This is a genomic window from Paucibacter sediminis, from assembly GCF_030254645.1.
In the GTDB taxonomy this organism is placed as follows: Bacteria; Pseudomonadota; Gammaproteobacteria; order Burkholderiales; family Burkholderiaceae_C; genus Paucibacter_B; species Paucibacter_B sediminis.
Window position 1 is genome coordinate 5,052,208 of the sequence record NZ_CP116346.1, and the last position, 22,257, is coordinate 5,074,464.

Annotated in this window: 20 protein-coding genes; 2 read left to right on the forward strand and 18 right to left on the reverse strand. The window is 66.9% G+C overall.

Translation table 11 applies throughout. The features are described 5' to 3' along the window. Window positions 1–73: 73 nt before the first annotated feature. Together PFX98_RS23420 and ppsA are read right to left on the reverse strand one after the other, a co-directional pair. A complete protein-coding gene (locus PFX98_RS23420; RefSeq protein WP_285232882.1) occupies window positions 74–2,155 on the reverse strand; it encodes a sodium:solute symporter family protein in 2,082 nt (693 codons plus the stop codon). Between the two features lie 117 nt (window positions 2,156–2,272). Further along, window positions 2,273–4,669 (reverse strand): phosphoenolpyruvate synthase, encoded by a 2,397-nt coding sequence (gene ppsA, locus PFX98_RS23425; RefSeq protein WP_285232883.1) that lies wholly within the window; start codon window positions 4,667–4,669, stop codon window positions 2,273–2,275. 184 nt (window positions 4,670–4,853) lie between these two features. Between ppsA and ppsR the strand changes: the two genes are divergently transcribed. After that, window positions 4,854–5,675, forward strand: a complete 822-nt coding sequence (gene ppsR, locus PFX98_RS23430; RefSeq protein ID WP_285232884.1) for a posphoenolpyruvate synthetase regulatory kinase/phosphorylase PpsR — start codon at window positions 4,854–4,856, stop codon at window positions 5,673–5,675. On the opposite strand, the gene PFX98_RS23435 is transcribed toward ppsR, so the two are convergent. The 16 genes from PFX98_RS23435 to rpsB all read right to left on the reverse strand — a co-directional run bounded on the left by PFX98_RS23435 (window position 5,672) and on the right by rpsB (window position 20,713). Beyond that, on the reverse strand, window positions 5,672–6,460 hold the full coding sequence (locus tag PFX98_RS23435) for a TrmH family RNA methyltransferase (protein WP_285232885.1): 789 nt from the start codon (window positions 6,458–6,460) through the stop codon (window positions 5,672–5,674). The genes ppsR and PFX98_RS23435 overlap by 4 nt on opposite strands. Further along, on the reverse strand, window positions 6,457–7,086 hold the full coding sequence (gene rnhB / locus PFX98_RS23440; RefSeq protein ID WP_285232886.1) for a ribonuclease HII: 630 nt from the start codon (window positions 7,084–7,086) through the stop codon (window positions 6,457–6,459). Before rnhB ends, PFX98_RS23435 begins: the two co-directional genes overlap by 4 nt. Further along, on the reverse strand, window positions 7,058–8,203 hold the full coding sequence (gene lpxB, locus PFX98_RS23445) for a lipid-A-disaccharide synthase (protein ID WP_285232887.1): 1,146 nt from the start codon (window positions 8,201–8,203) through the stop codon (window positions 7,058–7,060). Before lpxB ends, rnhB begins: the two co-directional genes overlap by 29 nt. A 3-nt stretch (window positions 8,204–8,206) precedes the next feature. Further along, window positions 8,207–8,998, reverse strand: a complete 792-nt coding sequence (gene lpxA, locus PFX98_RS23450) for an acyl-ACP--UDP-N-acetylglucosamine O-acyltransferase (protein WP_285232888.1) — start codon at window positions 8,996–8,998, stop codon at window positions 8,207–8,209. Window positions 8,999–9,011: 13 nt separating this feature from the next. Next, window positions 9,012–9,479, reverse strand: coding sequence for a 3-hydroxyacyl-ACP dehydratase FabZ (fabZ, locus tag PFX98_RS23455; protein WP_285232890.1), 468 nt, complete (start codon window positions 9,477–9,479; stop codon window positions 9,012–9,014). Continuing rightward, a complete protein-coding gene (gene lpxD / locus PFX98_RS23460) occupies window positions 9,476–10,543 on the reverse strand; it encodes a UDP-3-O-(3-hydroxymyristoyl)glucosamine N-acyltransferase (protein WP_285232891.1) in 1,068 nt (355 codons plus the stop codon). The genes fabZ and lpxD overlap by 4 nt, the downstream gene beginning before the upstream one ends. Before the next feature lie 4 nt (window positions 10,544–10,547). Next, entirely contained in the window at window positions 10,548–11,057 is a 510-nt protein-coding gene (locus PFX98_RS23465; RefSeq protein ID WP_285232892.1) for an OmpH/Skp family outer membrane protein, read from the reverse strand. Next, the gene (gene bamA / locus PFX98_RS23470) at window positions 11,057–13,333 is read right to left on the reverse strand and encodes an outer membrane protein assembly factor BamA (RefSeq protein WP_285232893.1); all 2,277 of its coding nucleotides are present in this window, start codon (window positions 13,331–13,333) and stop codon (window positions 11,057–11,059) included. Before bamA ends, PFX98_RS23465 begins: the two co-directional genes overlap by 1 nt. Window positions 13,334–13,375: 42 nt before the next feature. Further along, window positions 13,376–14,746, reverse strand: a complete 1,371-nt coding sequence (gene rseP / locus PFX98_RS23475; protein ID WP_285232894.1) for an RIP metalloprotease RseP — start codon at window positions 14,744–14,746, stop codon at window positions 13,376–13,378. After that, window positions 14,743–15,951, reverse strand: a complete 1,209-nt coding sequence (gene ispC / locus PFX98_RS23480; protein WP_285232895.1) for a 1-deoxy-D-xylulose-5-phosphate reductoisomerase — start codon at window positions 15,949–15,951, stop codon at window positions 14,743–14,745. The genes rseP and ispC overlap by 4 nt, the downstream gene beginning before the upstream one ends. Continuing rightward, the gene (locus tag PFX98_RS23485) at window positions 15,948–16,796 is read right to left on the reverse strand and encodes a phosphatidate cytidylyltransferase (RefSeq protein ID WP_285232896.1); all 849 of its coding nucleotides are present in this window, start codon (window positions 16,794–16,796) and stop codon (window positions 15,948–15,950) included. Before PFX98_RS23485 ends, ispC begins: the two co-directional genes overlap by 4 nt. A gap of 1 nt (window position 16,797) precedes the next feature. After that, window positions 16,798–17,520: a polyprenyl diphosphate synthase gene (gene uppS, locus PFX98_RS23490; RefSeq protein WP_285232897.1), complete on the reverse strand. Its 723-nt coding sequence runs from the start codon at window positions 17,518–17,520 to the stop codon at window positions 16,798–16,800. Window positions 17,521–17,527: 7 nt separating this feature from the next. After that, the gene (gene frr, locus PFX98_RS23495) at window positions 17,528–18,088 is read right to left on the reverse strand and encodes a ribosome recycling factor (RefSeq protein WP_285232898.1); all 561 of its coding nucleotides are present in this window, start codon (window positions 18,086–18,088) and stop codon (window positions 17,528–17,530) included. A 48-nt stretch (window positions 18,089–18,136) separates the two neighbouring features. Next, window positions 18,137–18,847, reverse strand: coding sequence for a UMP kinase (gene pyrH / locus PFX98_RS23500; RefSeq protein WP_285232899.1), 711 nt, complete (start codon window positions 18,845–18,847; stop codon window positions 18,137–18,139). A 105-nt stretch (window positions 18,848–18,952) separates the two neighbouring features. Continuing rightward, window positions 18,953–19,849, reverse strand: a complete 897-nt coding sequence (gene tsf, locus PFX98_RS23505) for a translation elongation factor Ts (protein WP_285232900.1) — start codon at window positions 19,847–19,849, stop codon at window positions 18,953–18,955. Window positions 19,850–19,966: 117 nt separating this feature from the next. After that, window positions 19,967–20,713, reverse strand: coding sequence for a 30S ribosomal protein S2 (gene rpsB, locus PFX98_RS23510; RefSeq protein ID WP_285232901.1), 747 nt, complete (start codon window positions 20,711–20,713; stop codon window positions 19,967–19,969). 182 nt (window positions 20,714–20,895) lie between these two features. Between rpsB and PFX98_RS23515 the strand changes: the two genes are divergently transcribed. After that, a complete protein-coding gene (locus PFX98_RS23515) occupies window positions 20,896–22,257 on the forward strand; it encodes an amidase (protein WP_285232902.1) in 1,362 nt (453 codons plus the stop codon).

Genomic DNA, 22,257 nt, shown 5'->3' on the forward strand with positions numbered 1-22,257 from the left:
GATTGTAGCGCGAAATGCCGGAAGGCCCAAATGGGCGCTGACTGGCGTGCCGCTCAGCGCGGTTCAGCGCGTTTCAACGCGGATCTGGCGCACGCAAACGGGCCAACAGGGCCCTCGCCGACGCCGGTGGTGCGGGCGTCAGCAGGCTCACCAGCACCAGGGCTACCGTGCCCGCCGGTATGCCGAACAGGCCGGCCGAGATCGGATGGATGCCCCACCACAGCTCGACGGCGCCGGGAATGCCCAGGCTGCGCCGCAGGCCCGGATCGGCGCTGACCATGTAGTAGGCGCACACCGCCAGCCCGGTCAGCATGCCGGCCAGCGCGCCCTGCTTGTTGGCCCGCTGCCAGAAGATGCCCAGCACCAGCACCGGCACAAAGGTCGAGCCGGCGAGCGAGAACGCCGCCGAGACCAGCAGCACGATATCGGCCGGCCGCTGCGCCGCCACCGCGGCCGCGCTCAATGCCGTGGCCAGCAGCAGCGCCTTGGACAGCGTGACACGGCGGGTGCTGCTGGCGCTGGGGTTGACGATGCGGTAATAGATGTCGTGCGAGAGCGAGGCCGAGATCGTCAGCAGCAGGCCATCTGCGGTCGATAGCGCCGCAGCTAGGCCCCCCGCCGCCACCATGCCCGAGACCACATAGGGCAGCCCGGCCAGTTCGGGCGCCAGCAGCATGATGATGTCGCTGCCCAGGTGCAGCTCGCCCAGTTGCAGGATGCCGTCGCCGTTCACGTCGTTGATCGACAGCAGGCCCGCGTCCACCCGCATCCACTGCCCCACCCAGGCGGGCAGATCGGCGATGGGCGTGCCCACCAGGCCATTGAAGACCTCGAACTTGAGCATCACCGCCAGCGCCGGCGCGGTGATGTAGAGCAGGCCGATGAAGCCCAGCGACCAGGCCACCGAGGCGCGCGCCTCGCCCACCGAGGGCGTCGTGTAGTAGCGCACCAGGATGTGCGGCAGGCCCGCCGTGCCGAGCATCAGGCAGAACACCAGGGCCAGGAAGTTGCGGCGCGAGACGTCGAAGCTTTCCTGCTGGCCGGCGTCGCCCTCCGGGTCGCCCGCAAACGGCTGGGTATGGGCCGGCATGCCGGAGAGGGGCCGCGCGCGCTGCTCGTCCTGGGCCTTGGCGCGGCGCCACTGGCTTTCGGCCTCGGCCACCGTCTTGGGCAGGGCCGCGCGGCGCTTTTCGGCGGCCTGGATCTCGGCCAGCGGCGCATCGCCGGCCTTGAGCTTGGCGATATGCCGCGACGCCTGGGTGCGCTCCGCTGCCAAGGCGGTGGGCACGTCCTGCAATTTCTGCCCGTACTCGATGGCGCGCTGGGCGTAGAACTGCCGCACCTGCAACTCGGCCGGGTCCTTGATCAACTCCTGCTCGCGCGCGCTGATCTTCTGCACCTGGTAGCCGTACACGGCCTGCGGCACCGGCACGCCGGTCTGCTTGATCGAGAGCCACACCACCGGTACCAGGTAGGCGGCAATCAGGATGATGTATTGCGCCACCTGGGTCCAGGTGACGGCGCGCATGCCGCCCAGAAAGGAGCACACCAGCACCCCGCCCAGACCGACGAACACGCCGATCTCGAAGGTCAGGCCGGTGAGCCGGGTGGTGATCAGGCCGATGCCATAGATCTGCGCCACCACATAGATGAAGGAGATCAGGATGGCGGCCAGCGCACCCAGCAGACGCAGCGTCTGGCTGTCATAGCGTTCGGCCAGGAAATCGGGGATGGTGAAGCGGCCAAAGCGGCGCAGATAGGGCGTCAGCAGCAGGGCCACCAGGCAGAAGCCGCCGGTCCAGCCCAGCACGAAGGCCAGCCCGCCATAACCGGCCAGATACAGGGTGCCCGCCAGGCCGATGAAGGAGGCGGCGCTCATCCAGTCGGCGCCGGCGGCCATGCCGTTGTAGAAGGCAGGCACGCGGCGGCCGGCCACGTAGTACTCGTCGGGGTCGGTGGTACGGGTGAAGATGCCGATGCCGGCATACACACCCACCGTCACGGCCAGGAAGCAAAAGCCTATCCAGGTCTTGGGCATGCCCCAATGCTCGAGCACGGCCAGCACCAGCACCAGCATGCAGAAGCCCAGGGTGTAGGCGCCATAGATGCGCCCGAGCCTGCGCTTGAATGCTGCCGCCATGTCCACGATTGCCATGCGGCGATGATGCTTGAGGCCCGCCCCGCCGCGCATCCCCGACTACCCGCATCACGCCACAGTTCGCGCACAAAAAAAGGCGACCCGCGGGCCGCCTCCTTGCCGAGCAGGCAGTACTCAGCGCTTGGCCAGGCGCTGCCAGGTCTCGATCACCGTGTCGGGGTTGAGCGAGATCGAGACGATGCCTTCCGAGGCCAGCCAGTCGGCGAAGTCCGGATGGTCGCTGGGGCCCTGGCCGCAGATGCCGATGTACTTGCCGGTGGCGCGGCAGGCGGTAATGGCGCGCGAGATCAGCGCCTTGACGGCCGAGTCGCGCTCGTCGAAGTCGCCCGCCAGCTGCTCCAGGCCGGAGTCACGGTCCAGGCCCAGGGTCAGCTGGGTCAGGTCATTGGAGCCGATCGACATGCCGTCGAAATGCTCCAGGAAGGCCTCGGCCAGGATGGCGTTGCTGGGCACCTCGCACATCATGATGACGCGCAGGCCATCCACGCCGCGCTTGAGGCCACGCTCGGCCAGCATGTCCACCACGCGCTCGGCCTGGCGCACCGTGCGCACGAAGGGCACCATGATCTCGATGTTCGAGAGCCCCATGTCATTGCGCACGCGCTTGAGCGCCTCGCACTCCATCGCGAAGGCATCCGAGAACTCGCCGCTGATGTAGCGCGAGGCACCGCGGAAGCCCAGCATCGGGTTCTCTTCGTCCGGCTCGTAACGCGAACCGCCGATCAGCTTGCGGTACTCGTTGCTCTTGAAGTCGGAGAGCCGCACGATCACCGGGCGCGGGAAGAAGGCCGCGGCGATGGTGGCGATGCCCTCGGCCAGCTTGTCCACATAGAAGGCACGCGGCGAGGCGTGGCCGCGCGCCACCGACTCGACGGCCTTCTTCAGGTCGGCGTCGATGTTGGGATAGTCGAGGATGGCCTTGGGGTGGACGCCGATGTTGTTGTTGATGATGAACTCGAGGCGGGCCAGGCCCACGCCGGCGCTGGGCATCTGCGCAAAGTTGAAGGCCAGCTGCGGGTTGCCGACGTTCATCATGATCTTGATCGGGCAGTACGGCAGCTCGCCGCGATGCACCTCGCTGATCTCGGTCTCGAGCAGGCCGTCGTAGATGTAGCCGGTGTCGCCCTCGGAGCAGGCGACCGTCACCAGCTGACCGTCCTTGAGCTTCTCGGTCGCATCACCGCAGCCCACCACCGCCGGAATGCCCAGCTCGCGCGCGATGATGGCGGCGTGGCAGGTGCGGCCACCGCGGTTGGTGACGATGGCCGAGGCGCGCTTCATCACCGGCTCCCAGTTCGGGTCGGTCATGTCGGTCACCAGGACGTCGCCCGGCTGCACGCGCTCCATCTCGGCGATGTTGTGCACCAATCGCACCGGGCCGGTGCCGATCTTCTGGCCGATGGCACGGCCCTCGGCCAGCACCGCGCTGTGGCCCTTGAGCTTGTAGCGATGCTCGACCTGGCCCTCGGCCTGGCTCTTCACCGTCTCGGGGCGGGCCTGCAGGATGTAGAGCTTGCCGTCCACGCCATCGCGGCCCCACTCGATGTCCATCGGGCGCTGGTAATGCTGCTCGATGATCATGGCGTACTGCGCCAGTTCCACCACCTCGGCATCGGCCAGCGAGTAGCGGTTGCGCTGCTCGGGGGCGGTATCCACCGTCTTCACCAGCTTGCCGCTGGCGGCCTTCTCTTCCGGCGTAGCGAACTCCATGCGGATCAGCTTGGAGCCCAGGTTGCGGCGGATGATGGGCAGCTTGCCGCGCTGCAGCGCGGGCTTGTGCACATAGAACTCGTCGGGGTTGACGGCACCCTGCACCACCGTCTCGCCCAGGCCGTAGCTGGAGGTGATGAAGACCACGTCCTTGAAGCCCGACTCGGTGTCGATGGTGAACATCACGCCGGCCGAACCAAGGTCGGAGCGCACCATGCGCTGCACACCGGCGGACAGGGCCACGTCGGCATGGGCGAAGCCCTTGTGCACGCGGTAGCTGATGGCGCGGTCGTTGTAGAGGGAGGCGAACACCTCCTTCATCTTGTGCAGCACCTCTTCGATGCCCACCACGTTCAGGAAGGTCTCCTGCTGGCCGGCGAAGGAGGCGTCGGGCAGGTCTTCCGCGGTGGCGGACGAGCGCACGGCAAAGGACACGCCGGGGTTGTCGGCGGTCAGCTTGGCAAAGGAGCTGCGGATCTGTGCTTCCAGATCGGCCGGAAAGGGCTGCGCCTCCAGCCAGCCGCGGATCTCCGCGCCGGCCTCGGCCAGCGCGCGCACGTCGTCGGTATTGAGCGTGGCCAAGCGCGCCTCGATGCGCTTGTCCAGGCCCTCATGCTTGAGGAACTCGCGGAAGGCATGGGCCGTGGTGGCAAAGCCGCCGGGCACACGCACGCCCGAGGCGGCCAGTTGCGAGATCATTTCGCCGAGGCTGGCGTTCTTGCCGCCAACGACCTCGACGTCGCTCATTCTCAGATTCTCAAAGGGAACGACCAGGGCGGTCGCATCAAAGCGAGAAGACATGGGGAAACTCCGTGATGTTGTGAAACCGGGGCTCCCGCGCACGCACCCACCCCACCATTTCTGGATTCTTCTAGGAGGTAGAGGGGGTTCATGAGGCCGTGCATCGCTCAAGCGGGATATTGCGGCCGATTCTACGGTGATGTGCTTCTATGATGGAAACCCGCACATCAAAGCCCCCAGCGCCATGCCCAATCGCACCGTGTACTTTGTCTCGGACGGCACCGGGATCACTGCCGAGACCTTCGGCAACTCCATCCTGGCCCAGTTCCCCGGCAAGCCCCGCCATGTGCGCCGCCCCTTTGTCGACAGCGCCGAGAAGGCGCACCAGGTGGTGCGCGAGATCAACAACCTGGGTGAGCAGGAGGGCCAGCGCGCCATCGTGTTCGCCACCCTGGTGAACCGCGAGGTGCTGCAGATCGTGCGCGAGCATTGCAAGGGCCTGGTGATGGACATGTTCAACACCTTCATCGAGCCCTTGGAAGAGGAGTTCCAGGTAAAGTCCAACCACCGCGTCGGGCGCTTCTCCGACGTGGCGCGCAGCCAGGAGTACCACGACCGCATCGAGGCGATCAACTTCTCGCTGGCGCATGACGATGGCCAGTCCGCCAAGAACCTGGAATCGGCCGACGTGATCCTGGTGGGCGTGTCGCGCAGCGGCAAGACGCCGACCTCGCTCTACCTGGCCATGCAGCATGGCATCAAGGCGGCCAACTACCCGCTCATCCCCGAGGACTTCGAGCGCAACAAGATCCCCTCGATGCTAGAGCCGCACAAGAAAAAGTGCTTCGGCCTCACCATCGACCCCGAGCGCCTCTCGCAGATCCGCAACGAGCGCCGCCCCGGCAGCAAGTATGCCGATCTGATGAACTGCCGCTACGAGATCAACGAAGCGGAAGCGATGATGAAGCGCAATGGCATCTCCTGGCTCTCGTCCACGCACAAGTCGATCGAGGAGATCGCCACCACCATCTTGCGAGACATCCGCCCCGACCGGCTGATCTATTAAGCGCTCGTGAGCCGCTGGCGTGCCGATTCGTAGAGGCAGATCGCCGCGGCACTGCCCACATTGAGCGACTCCTCGCCGCCCGGCTGCGGAATGCCCACGGTCAGCGCACAGCGCTGCATCAGCGCAGGCTGAACGCCCTGCCCTTCGTGGCCCATCACCCAGGCGCAGGGCTCGGGCAGGCGCAGCTGGTGCAGTTGCTGCTGCGCATGCGAGCTGGTGGCCACCAGGGGCACGCCCAGCCGATCCAGATCCTCGGGCAGCAGTCCCTCGACCAGGCGCAGGCCGAAATGCGCGCCCATGCCGGCACGCAGCACCTTGGGCGACCACAGCGCGGCCGTGCCCTTGAGCGCGAGGATCTGCTTGAAGCCCAGGGCGCCGGCATTGCGCAGGATGGTGCCGACGTTGCCGGCATCCTGCAGCCGGTCCAGCACCACCGAATCCAGCCCAGGGGTCAGGTCTTGCCCTGCCTGGTAAGGCACTTCGAAGCCGATGCGCGCCGGCGACTCCAGCCCGCTGATGGTCTTGAACAAGGCCTCGGGCACCACCAGCACGCGCGGCGCGGCGTCGGCCAGATCGCGCAGCGGCGCCTCGGCGTAGGCGCTTTCGGTGACCACGGCGAGGCTGAGCGGGTAGGCGCGCGCCAGCGCGGCGCGGGCCAGGTGATCGCCCTCCAGCCAGATGCTGCCCAGCTTGCGGTAGGCGTTGGCGTCCGCGGCCAGCTTGCGCAGACGCTGCAGTACCGGGTTGTCGCGCGAGGTGATGTGGAGAACGTTGGGGCTCGTCATTTCGTCAAAACCTCGCGCACCGGCGCAAAACTCGTGCGATGCCAGGCCGTGGCGCCATGCTCGCGCAGCGCGGCCATGTGGTCGGCGGTGGGATAGCCCTTGTGGGTGGCAAAGCCGTACTCGGGATGCTGCTCGTGCATCAGCACGCAGAGGCGGTCGCGGTGCACCTTGGCCAGGATCGAGGCGGCCGAGATCGCCTTGACCTTGGCGTCGCCCTTGACGATGGCCTCGGCCGGAATCTTCAGCACCGGCAGGCGGTTGCCATCCACCAGCACCTTGGCCGGCTTGAGGCGCAGGCCCTCCACCGCGCGGCGCATCGCCAGCATGGTGGCCTGCAGGATGTTGAGCTCATCGATCTCAGCCACGCTGGCCTCGGCGATGCAGCAGCACAAGGCCTTGGCGCGGATCTCGTCGAACAGGCGCTCGCGCTTCTTCTCGGTCAGCACCTTGGAGTCGGCCAGGCCGGCAATCGGCTGCTGGTCGTCCAGGATCACCGCGGCGGCCACCACCGGCCCGGCCAGCGGGCCTCGGCCGGCCTCGTCCACACCGGCCATCAGGCCAGGCACGTCCCAGACCAGCCCCAGCTGGGTCGGCAGCTCAGGCGCCGAGGACTTGCGCGATCGCATCGCTGGCCACCCGCGCCGTATCGCGGCGCAACAGCAGGTGTTGTTCGTGAAAGCGCGCCTGCACGCGTGCATAGCGCTCGGCATCGTCGAGCCAGGCCAGGCCCTCGCGCGCCAGCGCCTTGGGCGTGCATGCCTCCTGCAGCAGCTCGGGCACCAGGAATTCGCGCGCCAGCACATTGGGCAGGCTCACCCAGGGCAGGTAGTTCTTGCCGCGCATGCGCCAGGCGTTCAGCGCGTGCATGCGGTAGGCCACCACCATCGGGCGCTTGAACAGCGCCGCCTCCAGCGTGGCGGTGCCGCTGGCCACCAGGGTGATGTCGCAGGCCGCCAGGGCCTCGTGCGAGCGGCCGTCTAGCAACGTCAGGTTCAGGCCCTGGCCGAGGCGGTCCACCATGGGCTGCAGCAGCTCGCGCAGGCCCGGCGCCACCGGCAGGATGAATTTCAGCTCGGGCCGCGCCTGCCGCATCAGCTGGGCCGCATGCAGCATCGGCTCGGCGATATAGCCGATCTCGCTGCGGCGGCTGCCGGGCAGCAGCGCCACCACGTTGTCGCCCTCGCCCAGACCCATGGCCGCGCGGGCCTCCGCCCGGGGCGGCTGCAACGCGATCGCATCGGCCAACGGATGGCCGACATAGGTGGCGGCCACGCCGGCCTTGTGCAGGATCTCCGGCTCGAAGGGGAACAGGCACAGCACATGGTCCGCCGCCTTGGCGATCTTGTGCACGCGCTCGCCGCGCCAGGCCCAGATCGAGGGGCAGACGAAGTGGATGGTCTTGATGCCGGCCTCGCGCAGCCGCGTTTCCAGGCCGAAATTGAAGTCGGGCGCATCCACGCCGATGAAGGCGCGCGGCCGCTCGGCCAGCAGGCGATTGCCCAGCTGGCGACGGATGCTCAGCAGCTCGCGGATATTCAGCAGCGCATCGACATAGCCGAAGATGGACAGCTTGCTGGACGGCCACCAGGCCTCGAAGCCCTGGGCCTGCATGCGCGGCCCGCCGATGCCCTGGGTGCGCAGCGCGGGCCAGCGCTGGCGCAGGCCCTGGATCAGCAGGCTGGCCAGCAGGTCGCCGGAAGCCTCGCCGGCCACCAGCCCGAGGCGCGGCGCTTGTTCAGACATCGCTCAGCGCACCAGGCCGCGTGTGGAGCCGGCAATGAAGTCCAGCATCAGCTGCACATCGGCCACTGAATCGCCACCCTGCTCGGCCAGCAGCGCCTGGATCTGTGCGCTCGATTGCTCCAGCGTCAGGCTGCTGCGGAAGATCAGCTTGTGCAGCTGCCGTATCACCGCGATGCGTTCATTGCTGAAGCCGCGCCGGCGCAGGCCGGTGAGATTCACCGCGCGCACCGCCAGCGGGTTGCCGTCCACCGTCATATAGGGCGCCACATCCTGGGCCACATGACCCTGGAAGCCGATCATCGCGTGGGCGCCGATCTTGACGTACTGATGCACGCCCGTCAGGCCACCGATGGTGGCCCAGTCGCCCACGCGCACATGGCCCGCTAGGGTGGCGTTGTTGGCCAGCACGCAATGACTGCCCAGCTGCACGTCATGGGCCAGGTGCACATAGGCCATGATCCAGTTGTCGGAGCCGACCCGGGTGACGCCCTCTTCCTTGAAGGTGCCAGTGTTGAAGGTGCAGAACTCGCGCACCGTGTTGCGGTCGCCGATCACCAGCTCGGTCACCTCGCCGCCATGGCTCATGTCCTGCGGCATCGCGCCGATCGAGCTGAACTGGTAGAAGTGATTGTCGCGGCCGATGCGGGTGCGGCCCTCGATGACGCAATGCGGGCCCACGCGGGTACCGGCAGCTATCGAGACCTCGGGCCCGATCAGCGCGTAGGCGCCAACCTCCACGTCCTCGGCCAAATGGGCCTTGGGATCAACAATGGCGGTGGGATGGATGCGAGCCATATGCGCCCGGACCTCAGTCTTCGATACGGCGCATGGTGCACATCAGTTCGGCCTCGCAGGCCAGCTCGTCGCCCACAAAGGCCTTGCCGGTGAACTTGAACAGCGAGGCCTTGGCGCGCTCCAGCGTGACCTCGAACACCAGCTGATCGCCGGGCTCCACCGGGCGCTTGAAGCGCGCACCGTCGATGCCCGCGAAATAGCAGATCGTCTTGTCGTCGATCTGGCGGTCCAGGCTCACCACCGCCAGCAGCGTCGCCACCTGGGCCATCGCCTCGAGCTGCAGCACCCCCGGCATCACCGGACGCACCGGGAAATGCCCCGGGAAGAAGGGCTCGTTGATGGTGACGTTCTTGATCGCGCGGATGCGCTTGCCCTTCTCCACCTCCAGCACCCGGTCCACCAACAGGAAGGGGAAGCGATGCGGCAGCATCTTGATGATCTGGTGGATGTCGAAGCCGGTGTTGTCGGTATTGCTGGTCATGATTTTTTCTCGAGTGCGCGCAAGCGATCGCGCATGGCGTGCAACTGCCTGAGCGTTGCAGCGTTCTTTTCCCAGTTCGCATTCTCGTCCATCGGGAACACGCCGGTGTACTGGCCCGGCTTGCTGATGGAACGCGAGACGAAGGTGCAGGCCGACACGAACACGTGGTCGGCAATGGTGATGTGGCCAACGATATTGGCCGAGCCACCGATCATGCAGTGCTTGCCGATGCGCGTGCTGCCCGCCACGCCAGAGCAAGCCGCCATGGCAGTATGCGCGCCGATGTGCACGTTGTGGGCGATCTGGATCAGGTTGTCGAGCTTGACGCCGTCCTCGATCACCGTGTTGCCCAGCGCGCCGCGATCGATGCAGGTCTGCGCGCCGATCTCCACGTCGTTGCCGATCACCGCCGCACCCAGCTGCTCGATCTTTTCCCACTGGCCCTGATTGGGCGCGAAGCCGAAGCCGTCGGCGCCGATCACGGCGCCGCTATGGATGATGCAGCGCGCGCCGATGCTGCAGCCGTGGCAGACCGTCACATGCGGCGCCAGCCGGGTGCCCGCGCCCACGCTGGCAGCACGCTCGACCACGCAGTGCGGCCCGATCACCGCGCCGGCACCGATCACCGCGCCCGCCTCGATGACCGCAAACGGGCCGACGCTGACGCCCTCACCCAGCCGCGCCGAGGGGTCGACAAAGGCGCTGGGGTGGATGCTCGCGACGCTGCCGCTGCGGCCGCGCGCGGCCCACCACTGCGTCAGGCGGGCAAAGTACAGATAGGGGTCGGGCGTGACCAGCGTGGCAGCGCCTGCCGCTGGTGCCGAACGCGCCGAACGTGCAACGGCGGCCTCGGCCATCGCCGGTGCCACGATCACGCAGCCCGCCTGGGTACTGGCCAGTTGCGCCGCGTAGCGCGGATTGGCGAGGAAGGCGATGGATTCGGCGTCGGCGTCTTCCAGCGTGGCAATGCGGGCTATGCGCGTCGCCGCAAGCGATTCGGCCGCACCAAGAAGATCGCCGCCCAAGGCGGCGATCAGTTCGGGCAGCGTGAGGACTGCGGCCACCGATTTACTTCTGCGCGTTGAGCGCGTCGATCACCTTCTTGGTGATGTCCACGCGGCCGCTGGCGTGCAGGGCGTCTTGCACGATCAGGTCGTACTTCTCGGCGTCGAAGATCTGCTTGATGACGCGGTTGGCGCGTTCCACCACCGCACCCAGCTCTTCGTTCTTGCGCTGGGTCAGGTCTTCCTGCCACTCGCGGCGCTTGCGCTGCAGGTCGCGGTCGGCTTCCACCAGATCGCGCTGACGGCGATTGCGCTCGGCCTCGGCCAGGGTCGGGGCGTCCTTCTCAAGCTTCTCGGCAGCGCCGCGCAGCTTGTTCTCGGCGTCCTTCAGATCCTTCTCGCGCTTGCCGAACTCGGTTTCCAGCTTCAGCTGGGCGGCCTTGGCCAGATTGGCTTCCTTGAGCACGCGCTCGCTATTGATGTAGCCGATCTTCAGGTCTTGCGCTTGCAGGCCGAAGGCCGACAGCGACATCAGGGCGGCCGCGGCCACCGTCTTCAACAGCTTGCTGTTCATCAGAATGCAGTCCCGATCTGGAATTGGAATTTCTCGATTCTATCTGTGGGTTTCTTGCGCAATGGCACGCCATAGCTCAAACGCAGCGGGCCCATGGGGGAGAGCCAGCTGATACCCACACCTGCCGAGGAGCGCACGCTGGCCAAATCCAGCTTCTCATGCGATCCCCAAACGTTACCCGCGTCCATGAATGCGAACAAGCGGAAACTCTTGTCATTGCCCGAACCCGGCACCGGCACATAGAACTCGGCGTTCAGGTTGAACTTGCGATTGCCACCGGTGTAGGAGCCGGTCACGTCGACCGGGCCCAGCGAGCCGGGCTCGAACACGCGCACCGAACCCAGGCCGCCGCCGTAGAAGTTCTTGAAGATGGGATAGGGTCGGCCACCCAGACCGCCGCCCCAGCCCAGCTCGCCGTTGATGCCCAGCGAGAACTTGTGCGTCAGGTTGAAGTACTGCTGATGCTGCAGATTGGCACGCCAGAAATGCGAGTCGCCCAGGGCGCTGAGCTCGACGTTGACGCGCTGGTAGCGACCCGCCGTGGGCGAGATCACGCTGTCGCGGCTGTCGTTGGCCCAACCGATGGTGAAGGGCACGGCCGTGCTGCTGGGGCCGAACTGGTTGCGGAACAGGAAGTAGTTGTTCGGCAGACCAGCCGAAGCCGTGATGCGCGTGAGTTCGTAGCCGATGCCGAAGAACACGGTGTCCAGCTCGGAGAAGGGCACGCCGAACTTCACCGAGCCGCCGTACGAGGCCAGCTCGTATTCCTCACCCAGGGTGTTGAGCGGCTTGGTGGTGCGGTAGAACATGTCGAAGGCGCGCGACACGCCATCCACCGTGAAATAGGGGTCGACGGTGGAGACCACCAGGGCGCGGCCGGTCTTGGCGGTATTGACCTCCAGCGCCAGGTAGTTGCCCGAGCCGAACACATTCTCCTGGCGGATCGAGCCGGTCAGCGAGAGCTTCTGCGCGCTGGAATAGCCCGCGCCGACCATGATGTTGCCGGTGGGCTTCTCGGTCAGCGTGAGCGTCACGTCCACCTGGTCGGGCGAGCCCGGCACCTCGGTGGTGTCGACGTTGACGTCCTTGAAATAGCCCAGGCGCTCGACGCGGTCGCGCGAATTCTTGATGCGCTGGCCGTCGTACCAGGACGACTCGAACTGGCGGAACTCGCGGCGGATGACTTCGTCACGCGTGCGCGTGTTGCCCGAGATGATGACGCGGCGCACATAGACGCGGCGCTGCGGCTCGGCGCTGAAGGTCACCACCACCTGGCCGGTGGCGCGGTCGATCTCGGGCCGGCTCTCGACGCGTGCAAAGGCATAGCCGAAGGTGCCGTACAGATCCTGGAAGGCGCGCGTGGTCTGGGCCACCGCTTCACCGCGGTAGGCCTCACCAGGCTTGAGCGCGATCAGGCGCTTGAACTCTTCCTCGCGGCCCAGGAAGTCGCCCTCGATCTTGACGGCGCTGACGGTATAGGGCTGGCCTTCGCTGACGGTGATGGCCACGCCGATGCTCTGCTTGTCGGGCGAGATCGTCACCTGGGTGGACTCGACCGCAAACTCCAGATAGCCGCGATTCAGGTAGTAGGAGCGCAGCGTCTCGAGGTCGGCGTTGAGCTTGGTGCGCGAGTAGCGGTCGGTCTTGGTGTACCAGGTCAGCCAACCCGAGGTGGTCTGCTCCAGCAGGCCCAGCAGCGTGCTCTCGGAGAACACCTTGCTGCCCTGGATGCGGATCTCGCCGATCTTGGCAGGCTCGCCCTCGGCCACCGTGAAGGCGACGTTGACGCGGTTGCGCTCCAGCGGCGTGATGGTGGTGGTGACCTCGGCGCCGTACAGGCTGCGCGTCAGGTACTGGCGCTTGAGCTCCTGCTCGGCGCGGTCGGCCAGGGCCTTGTCGAAGGGCTTGCCCTCGCCGATGCCCACGTCCTTGAGCGACTTGGAGAGCGCCTCGGTATCGAACTCCTTCAGGCCGACGAAGCTCACGTTGGCGATGATGGGGCGCTCTTCGATGACGACGACGACCGAGCTGCCGTCGATATTGATGCGCACGTCCTTGAACAGGCCGGTGGCGAACAGCGCGCGCAGGGCCGCGGCACCCTTGTCGTCGTTGTAGTTGTCGCCGATGCGAAAGGGCAGGCTGGCGAACACGGTACCGGGGTCGGTACGCTGCAGGCCCTCGACGCGGATGTCCTTCAGCACGAAAGGATCAACGGCCCAGGCAGCACCCGATTGCAGCGTGGCGGCCAGCGCCAGGGACAACAAAGAGGGGCGCATAGGCGAACGCTTAGACAGAGATAGGGACATGCGTTGGAAGCTTCAATGCAGACCCAGCAAGCGGGTCACGTCGTTGGAAAGGGCCAGAGTCATCATCAGCAGCATCACGAACACGCCCACGCGTTGGAGCTGCGCTAGCCACCACTCGGAGACGGGGCGGCCGCTCAAACCCTCGAAAAGATAATACATCAGGTGTCCGCCATCGAGCATCGGCAGCGGCAGCAGGTTCAGCACGCCGAGGCTCACGCTCACCAGCGCGAGAAAGCTCAGGAAGGGCGTGATGCCCAGCTGTGCCGACTGCCCCGCATAGTCGGCAATCGTCAGCGGCCCGCTGAGGTTCTTCAGCGAGGCCTCGCCGATCAGCATGCGGCCCAGCGTCGTGAGCGTCATGCTGGCGACCTCCCAGGTGCGCTCGGCGCCCTTCATCAAGCCTTCAGCAAAGCCATAGCTGACCTTCACGAACTGCGGCGCGGCGCCCACCATGGCCTCGATGCGGCCGACGGTCTTGCCGGCGTCGTCCGCCAGGCGCGGCGTGACCTCGATGCTGAGCAGCTCGCCGGCGCGGCGCAGCTGCCACTGCATGGTGCGCGGCCGACCATCCTGGACGGCCGCACGGATGCGCTCGCGCAGGCTGGCGGCATCCAGCACCGGCACGCCATCGACGCTCAGCACCTGGTCGCCCTGGCGCAGGCCGGCGGCGGCACCGGCACCGCTGGGCACCAGCGCGCCCAGCACCGGCTCGCTATAGGCGCCGCCCAGGCCCAGCTTGCGCAGCAGCGCGGCGTCGAGATCGCGGCCCTCCAGCGCATCGGTATCCAGCAGCACGGCGCGGCGGCCGTGGCCGTCCTTGTCGCTCAGATTCAGGTACAGCTTGGCGCGTGCGCCCACCGCCTGCGTGAGCTGCCAGCGCAGCTCGGGCAGCGAGCGCAGCTCCTGCCAATCCTGGCCGTCGCGCGACACCGCCTGCACCCAGTCGCCCGCGCGCATGCCGGCGCGCTCGGCCAGGCTGCCCGCCAGCGGCGCGCCCAGCACGGCCTTCGGCTCGTCCTGGCCGATCCAGTTCACCGCCGCCAGCAGCAGCACCGCCAGCAGCAGATTCGCGATCGGGCCGGCGGCCACGATGGCGGTGCGCTGCAGCAGCGGCCGGTTGTTGAAGGCCTGGGCGCGCTCCTCCGGCGCCACCGGCCCTTCGCGCTCGTCCAGCATGCGCACATAGCCGCCCAGGGGCAAGGCGCTGAGCGTGAACTCGGTGGCCTCGGGATGCTTGCGGTAGCGCCAGATGACGCGTCCGAAGCCGACCGAGAAGCGCAGCACCTTGACGCCACAGGCGCGCGCCACGCGGTAATGGCCGTATTCGTGCACCACGATCAGCACGCCCAGCGTGAGCACGAAGGCCAGCAGGGAGGTGATCATGATGCGCGCAAGGCCTTGATCAGGCCCTGGGCATGGCGGCGCGCGCGCGCGTCCAGCGCCAGCAGGCCGGCCACGCTGGCGCATTCATCGGCGGCGGGCAGCAGCTGCGCCAGCGCTTCGGCGTTCACGCGGTGGATATGGTCGAAGCGCAGGCCGCCGTCGAGGAAGGCCGCCACGGCCTCTTCGTTCGCGGCATTCAGCACGGCCGTCGAACCCTCGCGTGCGCGCAGCGCGGCCCAGGACAGATGCAGGCCGGGGAAGCGGCGCGCATCGGCCTCCTCGAAGCTCAGGCCCGGCGTGCTGAGCAGATCGAGCCGGCTGGCACCCGACTCGACGCGCTCGGGGAAGGCGAGCCCATAGGCGATCGGCACACGCATGTCCGGCGTGCCCAGCTGGGCCAGCACCGAGTTGTCGCGACACACCACCATCGAATGGATGATGCTTTGCGGATGGATGATGACCTTGATCTGCTCGGGCGTCAGGTTGAACAGCCAGCGCGCCTCGATCACCTCGAGCGCCTTGTTCATCATGGTGGCCGAGTCGACCGAGATCTTGCGGCCCATCACCCAGTTCGGGTGTGCGCAGGCCTGCTCCGGCGTGACCTCGGCCAGGGTGCCGGGCTCACGGGTGCGGAACGGGCCGCCCGAGGCGGTCAGCACGATGTGATCGATGCGCTGGTGCCAGGTCTTGCGGTCCTCGGGCAGGCATTGAAAGATCGCCGAATGCTCGGAATCAATCGGCAGCAGCGTGGCACCGCCCTGCTCCACCGCCTGCATGAAGAGCGCGCCGCCCACCACGATGGCTTCCTTGTTGGCCAGCAGCAGGCGCTTGCCGGCGCGGGCGGCGGCCAGGCAGGGCGCCAGCCCGGCGGCGCCGACGATGGCCGCCATCACCGCATCCACCTCGGGGTGGGCCGCGATCTCGCTCAAGGCATCGGGCCCGTCCAGCACCTCGGTGCGCGCGCCCTGCTCGCGCAGCTTGCCGCGCAGTTCGGCGGCCAGGGCCTGGTCGGGCAGCACGGCGTAGCGCGGCCGGTGCTGCAGGCATTGCGCCAGCAGTGCATCGACCCGGCTCATCGCGCTGAGGGCAAACACCTCGTAGCGCTCCGGATGACGCGCCAGCACATCCAGGGTGTTGACGCCGATCGAGCCGGTGGAACCCAGCACGCTGACGCGCTGCCGGCGGTTCATGGAGGGTGCGCTCATATCAGCTTGGGAAGGGAACTCAGGGCCAGGGCCAGGGGGAACACGGGCAACAAGGCATCGACGCGATCGAGCACGCCGCCATGGCCGGGCAGCAGTTGGCTGCTGTCCTTGGCACCGACCGCGCGCTTGATGAGGGACTCGAACAGGTCGCCCACCACGCTCATGGCCGCGAGGAAGAACAGCGCCAGCAGCGATACCGGGCCCAGGCCATGCGCCAGCAGGCTGAACAGGCTCGGCGCATCGACGTGGAAACGCGCGTCGATCACGTGCACCCAGATCACGCCCAGCAGCAGCACGCCCAGCATGCCGCTCCAGACGCCCTCCCAGCTCTTGCCGGGGCTGATGGCGGGCGCCAGCTTGCGGCGGCCGAAGGCCTTGCCGCCGAAGTAGGCCGCGATGTCGGCCATCCACACCAGGCAGAAGATCGACAGCAGAAAGTTGATGCCCTGGGCCTTGGCCTGTGCCATCGCCAGCCAGGCCGCCCACAGCGCCAGGCCGCCCAGCACCAGGCGCAGCGCGCGCGAGACCTTGGGCCAGGCCGCCGGGCCGCCGCGCAGGGCCAGCGTGCCGCCCAGCACCCAGATGCCACCCGCCAGCCACCAGCACCAGCTGGGCGGCGCCTGTAGCTGCAGCGCCCACAGCGTGGCGCCGCAAGCCGCGGCGATCAAGGCACCGAAGCCCCAGGCGCCGGCACCCGGCAGTCCGTTCAGCCGCGCCCACTCCCAGGCGGCCGCGCCAATCATCACCAGGGTCAGCAGGGCAAAGGGCCAGGGCGACGCGGCGAACAGCGCCGGCAGCAGAATGGCCAGCAGGACGATGGCGGTGATGACACGCTGTTTCAGCACTTCAGGCCTCTTGGGGTGAGAGCTTGACCCCGCCGAAGCGCCGGTCGCGCTCGCGGAAGGCCTGGATAGCGGCGTCGAGCTGGGCTTCGCCAAACTCGGGCCAGAGGCAGTCGGAGAACACGAACTCGGTGTAGGCCACCTGCCAGAGCATGAAGTTGCTGATGCGCACCTCACCGCCGGTGCGGATGAAGAGATCCGGGTCCGGCGCATAGCTCATCGCCATGAACTCCGACAGCTTGGCCTCGGTGATCTGCTCGGCCGGCACGCCCGCCTTGATGGCCGCCTTGGCGGCCTGCACGATGTCCCAGCGGCCACCGTAGTTGAAGGCCACATTGAGCGTCAGCTTGGTGTTGTGGCGGGTCGCGTTCTCGGCCTCGTTCCAGGCATTGCGCAGCTTGTCGGAGACCGCCTCGCGGTCGCCGACGATGCGGATGCGCACGCCCATCGAGCCCATGCGCGCCAGGTAGCGCGACACCGCCGCCAGCACCAGCCCCATCAGGCCCGAGACCTCGTCGCTGGGGCGCTTCCAGTTCTCGCTGGAGAAGGCAAACACCGTCAGGTATTCGATCTCGCGATCGATGCAGGCCTGCACGATCTTCACCAGCGCATCCACGCCCTGCTTGTGACCGAAGAAGCGCGGCAGAAAGCGCTTCTTGGCCCAGCGCCCATTGCCATCCATGACGATGGCGACATGGCGGGGAACCGCCTTGCTTTCGCTAGTCACGGGCTGGTCAGACGGCGAGGATCTCGGCTTCCTTGCCCGAGGTCAGCTTGTCGATCTCGACGATCACGCGATCGGTGAGCTTCTGCACCTCGTCGAGGCTGCGGCGCTCGTCGTCCTCGCCGATCTCCTTGTCCTTCAGCAGCTTCTTAGCCTGCTCGTTGGCGTCGCGGCGCAGATTGCGCACCGCCACCTTGGCATCCTCGCCGGCATTGCGCACCACCTTGGTCAGGTCGCGACGGCGCTCTTCGGACAGCGGGGGCATCGGCACGCGGATCAGGTCGCCCTGCGATGCGGGGTTCAGGCCCAGATCGGACTCGCGGATCGCCTTCTCGATCTTGGCGCCCATGCCTTTTTCCCAGGGCTGCACGCTGATGGTGCGGGCGTCCAGCAGGCTCACATTGGCCACCTGCGAAATCGGCACCATCGAGCCGTAGTAGTCCACATGCACCTGGTCCAGGATGCCCGGGTGGGCACGGCCGGTGCGAATCTTGTGCAACTCGTTCTTGAAGGCCTCGACGGACTTGGCCATCTTGGCTTCGGCGTTCTTCTTGATGTCTGCAATGCTCATGATCTCAACCTCAGTAAAGCCCAGTGCCATCTCAACGGCTTGCGCCGCTCAGACGTGCACCAGCGTGCCCTCATCCTCGCCCATCACCACGCGCTTGAGCGCGCCCGGCTTGAAGATGCTGAAGACCTTGATGGGCAGCTTCTGGTCGCGGCAGAGTGCGAACGCGGTCGCGTCCAGCACCTGCAGATTCTTGGTGATGGCCTCGTCGAAGCTGATGCGCGCATAGCGCGTCGCCGACGGGTCCTTCTTGGGATCGGCGGTGTAGACGCCGTCCACCTTGGTGGCCTTCAGCACGATCTCGGCACCGATCTCGGCGCCGCGCAAGGCGGCGGCGGTATCGGTAGTGAAGAAGGGGTTGCCGGTGCCGGCGGCGAACACGACGATCTTGCCCTCTTCGAGGTACTGCAAGGCCTTGGGGCGCACATAGGGCTCGACCACCTGCTCGATGGCGATGGCCGACATCACGCGCGCCGTCATGCCTTCCTGGCGCATCGTGTCGGCCAGGGCCAGCGAGTTCATCACCGTGGCCAGCATGCCCATGTAGTCGGCGGTGGCGCGGTCCATGCCCACCGAACCGCCGGCCACGCCGCGGAAGATATTGCCACCGCCAATCACGACGGCCACTTCCACACCCAGCTTGGTGACCTCCTGGATCTCACGCACCATGCGCACGATGGTGGCGCGGTTGATGCCATAGGCGTCGTCGCCCATCAGGGCCTCGCCGGAGAGTTTGAGCAGGATGCGTTTGTGCGCGGGCATTCGTACCTCGTCTAAGCGTTGGGGTTGCCGCGTGTCCAGGCCTCGTGAACCCAGCCGCAGGCACAAGTGTAAAGGGCGCCTAGTGGCGCCCTTTTCTGGGGAGGCTTACTGCCCCTTGGCAGCAGCCACCTGGGCGGCCACTTCGGCCGCGAAGTCATCCACCTTCTTCTCAATGCCTTCGCCCACCACATACAGGGTGAAGCTCTTCACATTGGTGGCCTTCTCCTTGAGCATGGCAGCCACGGTCTGCTTGCCGTCGGCGGCCTTCACGAAGACCTGGTCCAGCAGCGAGACTTCCTTCAGGAACTTCTGCACCGAACCCTCGACCATCTTGGCGACGATCTCGGCGGGCTTGCCGGACTCGGCAGCCTTCTCGGCAGCGATCTTGCGCTCCTTCTCCACCAGCTCGGCCGGCACATCGGCCGACGACAGGGCGGCCGGCTTCATCGCGGCGACGTGCATGGCAACGTCCTTGGCGGCGACGTCGTCACCCTCGAACTCGACCATCACGCCGATGCGGGTGCCGTGCAGATAGGAAGCCAGCTTGTTGCCGGCGGCATAGCGCTGGAAGCGGCGGATCGTCATGTTCTCGCCGATCTTGCCGATCAGGCCCTTGCGCACGTCTTCCACCGTCGGGCCGAAGCCTTCTTGCGACAGCGGCAGGGCCGACAGGGCGGCCACATCGGCGGGCGCCTCGGTGGCGATCAGGCCAGCGATGGCGTTCACGAAGGCCAGGAAGGCATCGTTCTTGGACACGAAGTCGGTTTCGCAGTTCACTTCGACCAGCGCGCCGGTCGCGCCCACCACGGCCGAGGCGACCACGCCTTCGGCGGTCACGCGCGAAGCGGCCTTGCCGGCCTTGTTGCCCAGCTTGACGCGCAGGATCTCTTCAGCGCGGCCCAGGTCGCCCTCGGCTTCGGTCAGGGCTTTCTTGCACTCCATCATGGGTGCATCGGTACGGGCGCGCAGTTCGGCGACCATGCTTGCGGTAATAGCAGCCATCATCAATCTCCATCGAGCGCGGGGCAGGCAAAACCTGACCCCACGATTAAACCAATTCAGTACCCGGCTTGCGAAAAAGGGGCTGAATCAGCCCCTTTGCCTGGGTGCGATTGCGCTTTAGGCGCCTTCGCTGACTTCCACGAACTCGTCACCGGCGGGTGCCACGGCTTGCAGCACTTCGTTGGTGGCGTTGGCGCGGCCTTCCAGCACGGCGTCGGCGACGGCGCGGGCGTACAGCGCCACGGCCTTGGCCGAGTCATCGTTGCCGGGGATCACGTAGTCGATGCCTTCGGGCGAGTGGTTGGTATCGACGATACCGATCACGGGGATGCCCAGCTTCTTGGCTTCGGCCACGGCGATCTTGTGATAACCCACGTCGATCACGAACATGGCGTCAGGCAGGGCAGCCATGTCTTGGATGCCGCCGATGTTCTTTTCCAGCTTGGCCAGATCGCGTTGGAACAGCAGGGCTTCCTTCTTGATGGCGGGCTGGGTGCCGGCATCAACCTGGGCTTGCATGTCCTTCAGGTTCTTCAGCGAACCCTTGACGGTCTTGAAGTTGGTCATCATGCCGCCGAGCCAGCGCTGGTCGACGTAGGGCATGCCGGCGCGCTGGGCTTCCAGGGCGATCACTTCGCGTGCTTGACGCTTGGTGCCGATCATCAGGATGGTGCCGCGCTTGGCCGACAGCTGGCGCACGAACTTCATCGCTTCCTCGAACGCGGGCAGCGTCTTCTCGAGGTTGATGATGTGAATCTTGTTGCGATGGCCGTAGATATACGGGGCCATCTTGGGGTTCCAGAAGCGGGTTTGGTGACCAAAGTGGACGCCGGCTTCCAGCATCTCGCGCATCGTAACGGACATGTAAATACTCCGAAGGTTGGTTCTAAAATCCGGCTCGAATCGTTGCCCGGTGCACCCTCAACTGAGAGCCTGACCGAAGCAACGACACCTTTCGAATGCCGGGTTTGCGATTAGTTTTGCTGAACTGACGCACCGAAAAGTTCGAGCGCCATCCGGCAAAACCCAAAGAGTATACACGATCCATGCCCCTGGACCTAAGCGGCGCCCTGCAGCGCCTGCGCGATGGCCGCAGCACCTCCCTCGAATTGATGCGTGAGAGCCTGGCTGCAGCGCGTTCCGACGCCTGCCAGCAGGTGTTTGTGCGCGAGTTCTTCGACACCGCCCTGGCCAGTGCCGAGGCCGCCGACCTGCTGCGCCGCAGCGGCCTACCGGGCAGCCCGCTGCAAGGCCTGGCGATCAGCGTCAAGGACCTGTTCGACGTGGCCGGCCAGCCCACCACCGGCGGCTCGGCATCGCTGCTGGATGCACCTATTGCGGCCGCGGATGCCGCCTGCGTGGCGCGGCTGCGCCAGGCCGGTGCAGCCTTCATCGGCCACAGCAACCTGAGCGAATTCGCTTTTTCCGGCGTGGGCATCAACCCCCACCATGGCACGCCCCTGAACCCGGTGACGCGCGCCCTCGACGGCAAGACGCGCATCCCTGGCGGCTCGACCTCGGGCGGCGCCGTCAGCGTGGCCTGCGGCGCGGCCTGGGCGGCGCTGGGCTCGGACACCGGCGGCTCGATCCGCATCCCCGCCGCTCTGCAAGGCCTGGTCGGTTTCAAGAACACCGCACGCCTCACGCCCAACGAGGGCTGCATGCCGCTCTCGACCAGCCTGGACACCAGCTGCGCCGTCACGCGCTCGGTGCGCGACGCGGCCCTGCTGCACGAACTGCTGTCGGGCCAGGTCTTGCCTCCGGCCGGCCGCCCGCTCGCGCGCTGGCGCCTGGGGGTGGTGCGCGAGCTGATGCAGGACGCGCTGGAACCGGCGGTGGCGCGCGCCTTCGAACGCGCCCTACAACGCCTGCGCGCGGCCGGTGCACAGATCGAGGAGCTGAGCCTGGCGCCGCTGCAGGAGCTGCCGGCCTTGCAGGCCCAGGGCGGCTTGCCGGCCGCCGAGAGCTGGGCCTGGCATCGCCAGCGCCTGCTGACGCGCGAGGCCGCGTACGACCCGCGCGTCGCGCTGCGCATCAAGCGTGGCGCGACCATCTCGGCCGCCGACTACATCGATCTGCTGCAGGCGCGCAGGCGTTGGATCGCTGCCATGCAGGCCGCGCTGCAGGGCGTCGACACCCTGCTCAGCCCGACCGTGCCGATGACCGCGCCGGAACTCGCGCCCTTGCTGACCAGCGACGACGCTTTCTTCGCAACCAACACCCTGCTGCTGCGCAATACCTCGGTGGTGAATCTGCTCGATGGCTGCGCGCTGAGCCTGCCTTGCCACGAGGCCGGCGAGCTGCCGGTGGGTCTGATGCTGTGGAACAGCGCCCTGCGCGACGCCGATCTGCTGGCCATTGCCGCGCAGATCGAGCCTCTGGTATCGCCCTCGATCGGAGGGCATTGA

What these genes read in the sequence shown, in the direction of transcription:
- PFX98_RS23420 (WP_285232882.1), bottom strand. Translation starts at nt 2,155, where the DNA reads ATGGCAATCGTGGACATGGCGGCAGCATTCAAGCGCAGGCTCGGGCGC.
- ppsA (WP_285232883.1), bottom strand. Translation starts at nt 4,669, where the DNA reads ATGTCTTCTCGCTTTGATGCGACCGCCCTGGTCGTTCCCTTTGAGAAT.
- ppsR (WP_285232884.1), top strand. Translation starts at nt 4,854, where the DNA reads ATGCCCAATCGCACCGTGTACTTTGTCTCGGACGGCACCGGGATCACT.
- PFX98_RS23435 (WP_285232885.1), bottom strand. Translation starts at nt 6,460, where the DNA reads ATGACGAGCCCCAACGTTCTCCACATCACCTCGCGCGACAACCCGGTA.
- rnhB (WP_285232886.1), bottom strand. Translation starts at nt 7,086, where the DNA reads ATGCGATCGCGCAAGTCCTCGGCGCCTGAGCTGCCGACCCAGCTGGGG.
- lpxB (WP_285232887.1), bottom strand. Translation starts at nt 8,203, where the DNA reads ATGTCTGAACAAGCGCCGCGCCTCGGGCTGGTGGCCGGCGAGGCTTCC.
- lpxA (WP_285232888.1), bottom strand. Translation starts at nt 8,998, where the DNA reads ATGGCTCGCATCCATCCCACCGCCATTGTTGATCCCAAGGCCCATTTG.
- fabZ (WP_285232890.1), bottom strand. Translation starts at nt 9,479, where the DNA reads ATGACCAGCAATACCGACAACACCGGCTTCGACATCCACCAGATCATC.
- PFX98_RS23465 (WP_285232892.1), bottom strand. Translation starts at nt 11,057, where the DNA reads ATGAACAGCAAGCTGTTGAAGACGGTGGCCGCGGCCGCCCTGATGTCG.
- bamA (WP_285232893.1), bottom strand. Translation starts at nt 13,333, where the DNA reads ATGCGCCCCTCTTTGTTGTCCCTGGCGCTGGCCGCCACGCTGCAATCG.
- rseP (WP_285232894.1), bottom strand. Translation starts at nt 14,746, where the DNA reads ATGATCACCTCCCTGCTGGCCTTCGTGCTCACGCTGGGCGTGCTGATC.
- ispC (WP_285232895.1), bottom strand. Translation starts at nt 15,951, where the DNA reads ATGAGCGCACCCTCCATGAACCGCCGGCAGCGCGTCAGCGTGCTGGGT.
- frr (WP_285232898.1), bottom strand. Translation starts at nt 18,088, where the DNA reads ATGAGCATTGCAGACATCAAGAAGAACGCCGAAGCCAAGATGGCCAAG.
- pyrH (WP_285232899.1), bottom strand. Translation starts at nt 18,847, where the DNA reads ATGCCCGCGCACAAACGCATCCTGCTCAAACTCTCCGGCGAGGCCCTG.
- tsf (WP_285232900.1), bottom strand. Translation starts at nt 19,849, where the DNA reads ATGGCTGCTATTACCGCAAGCATGGTCGCCGAACTGCGCGCCCGTACC.
- rpsB (WP_285232901.1), bottom strand. Translation starts at nt 20,713, where the DNA reads ATGTCCGTTACGATGCGCGAGATGCTGGAAGCCGGCGTCCACTTTGGT.
- PFX98_RS23515 (WP_285232902.1), top strand. Translation starts at nt 20,896, where the DNA reads ATGCCCCTGGACCTAAGCGGCGCCCTGCAGCGCCTGCGCGATGGCCGC.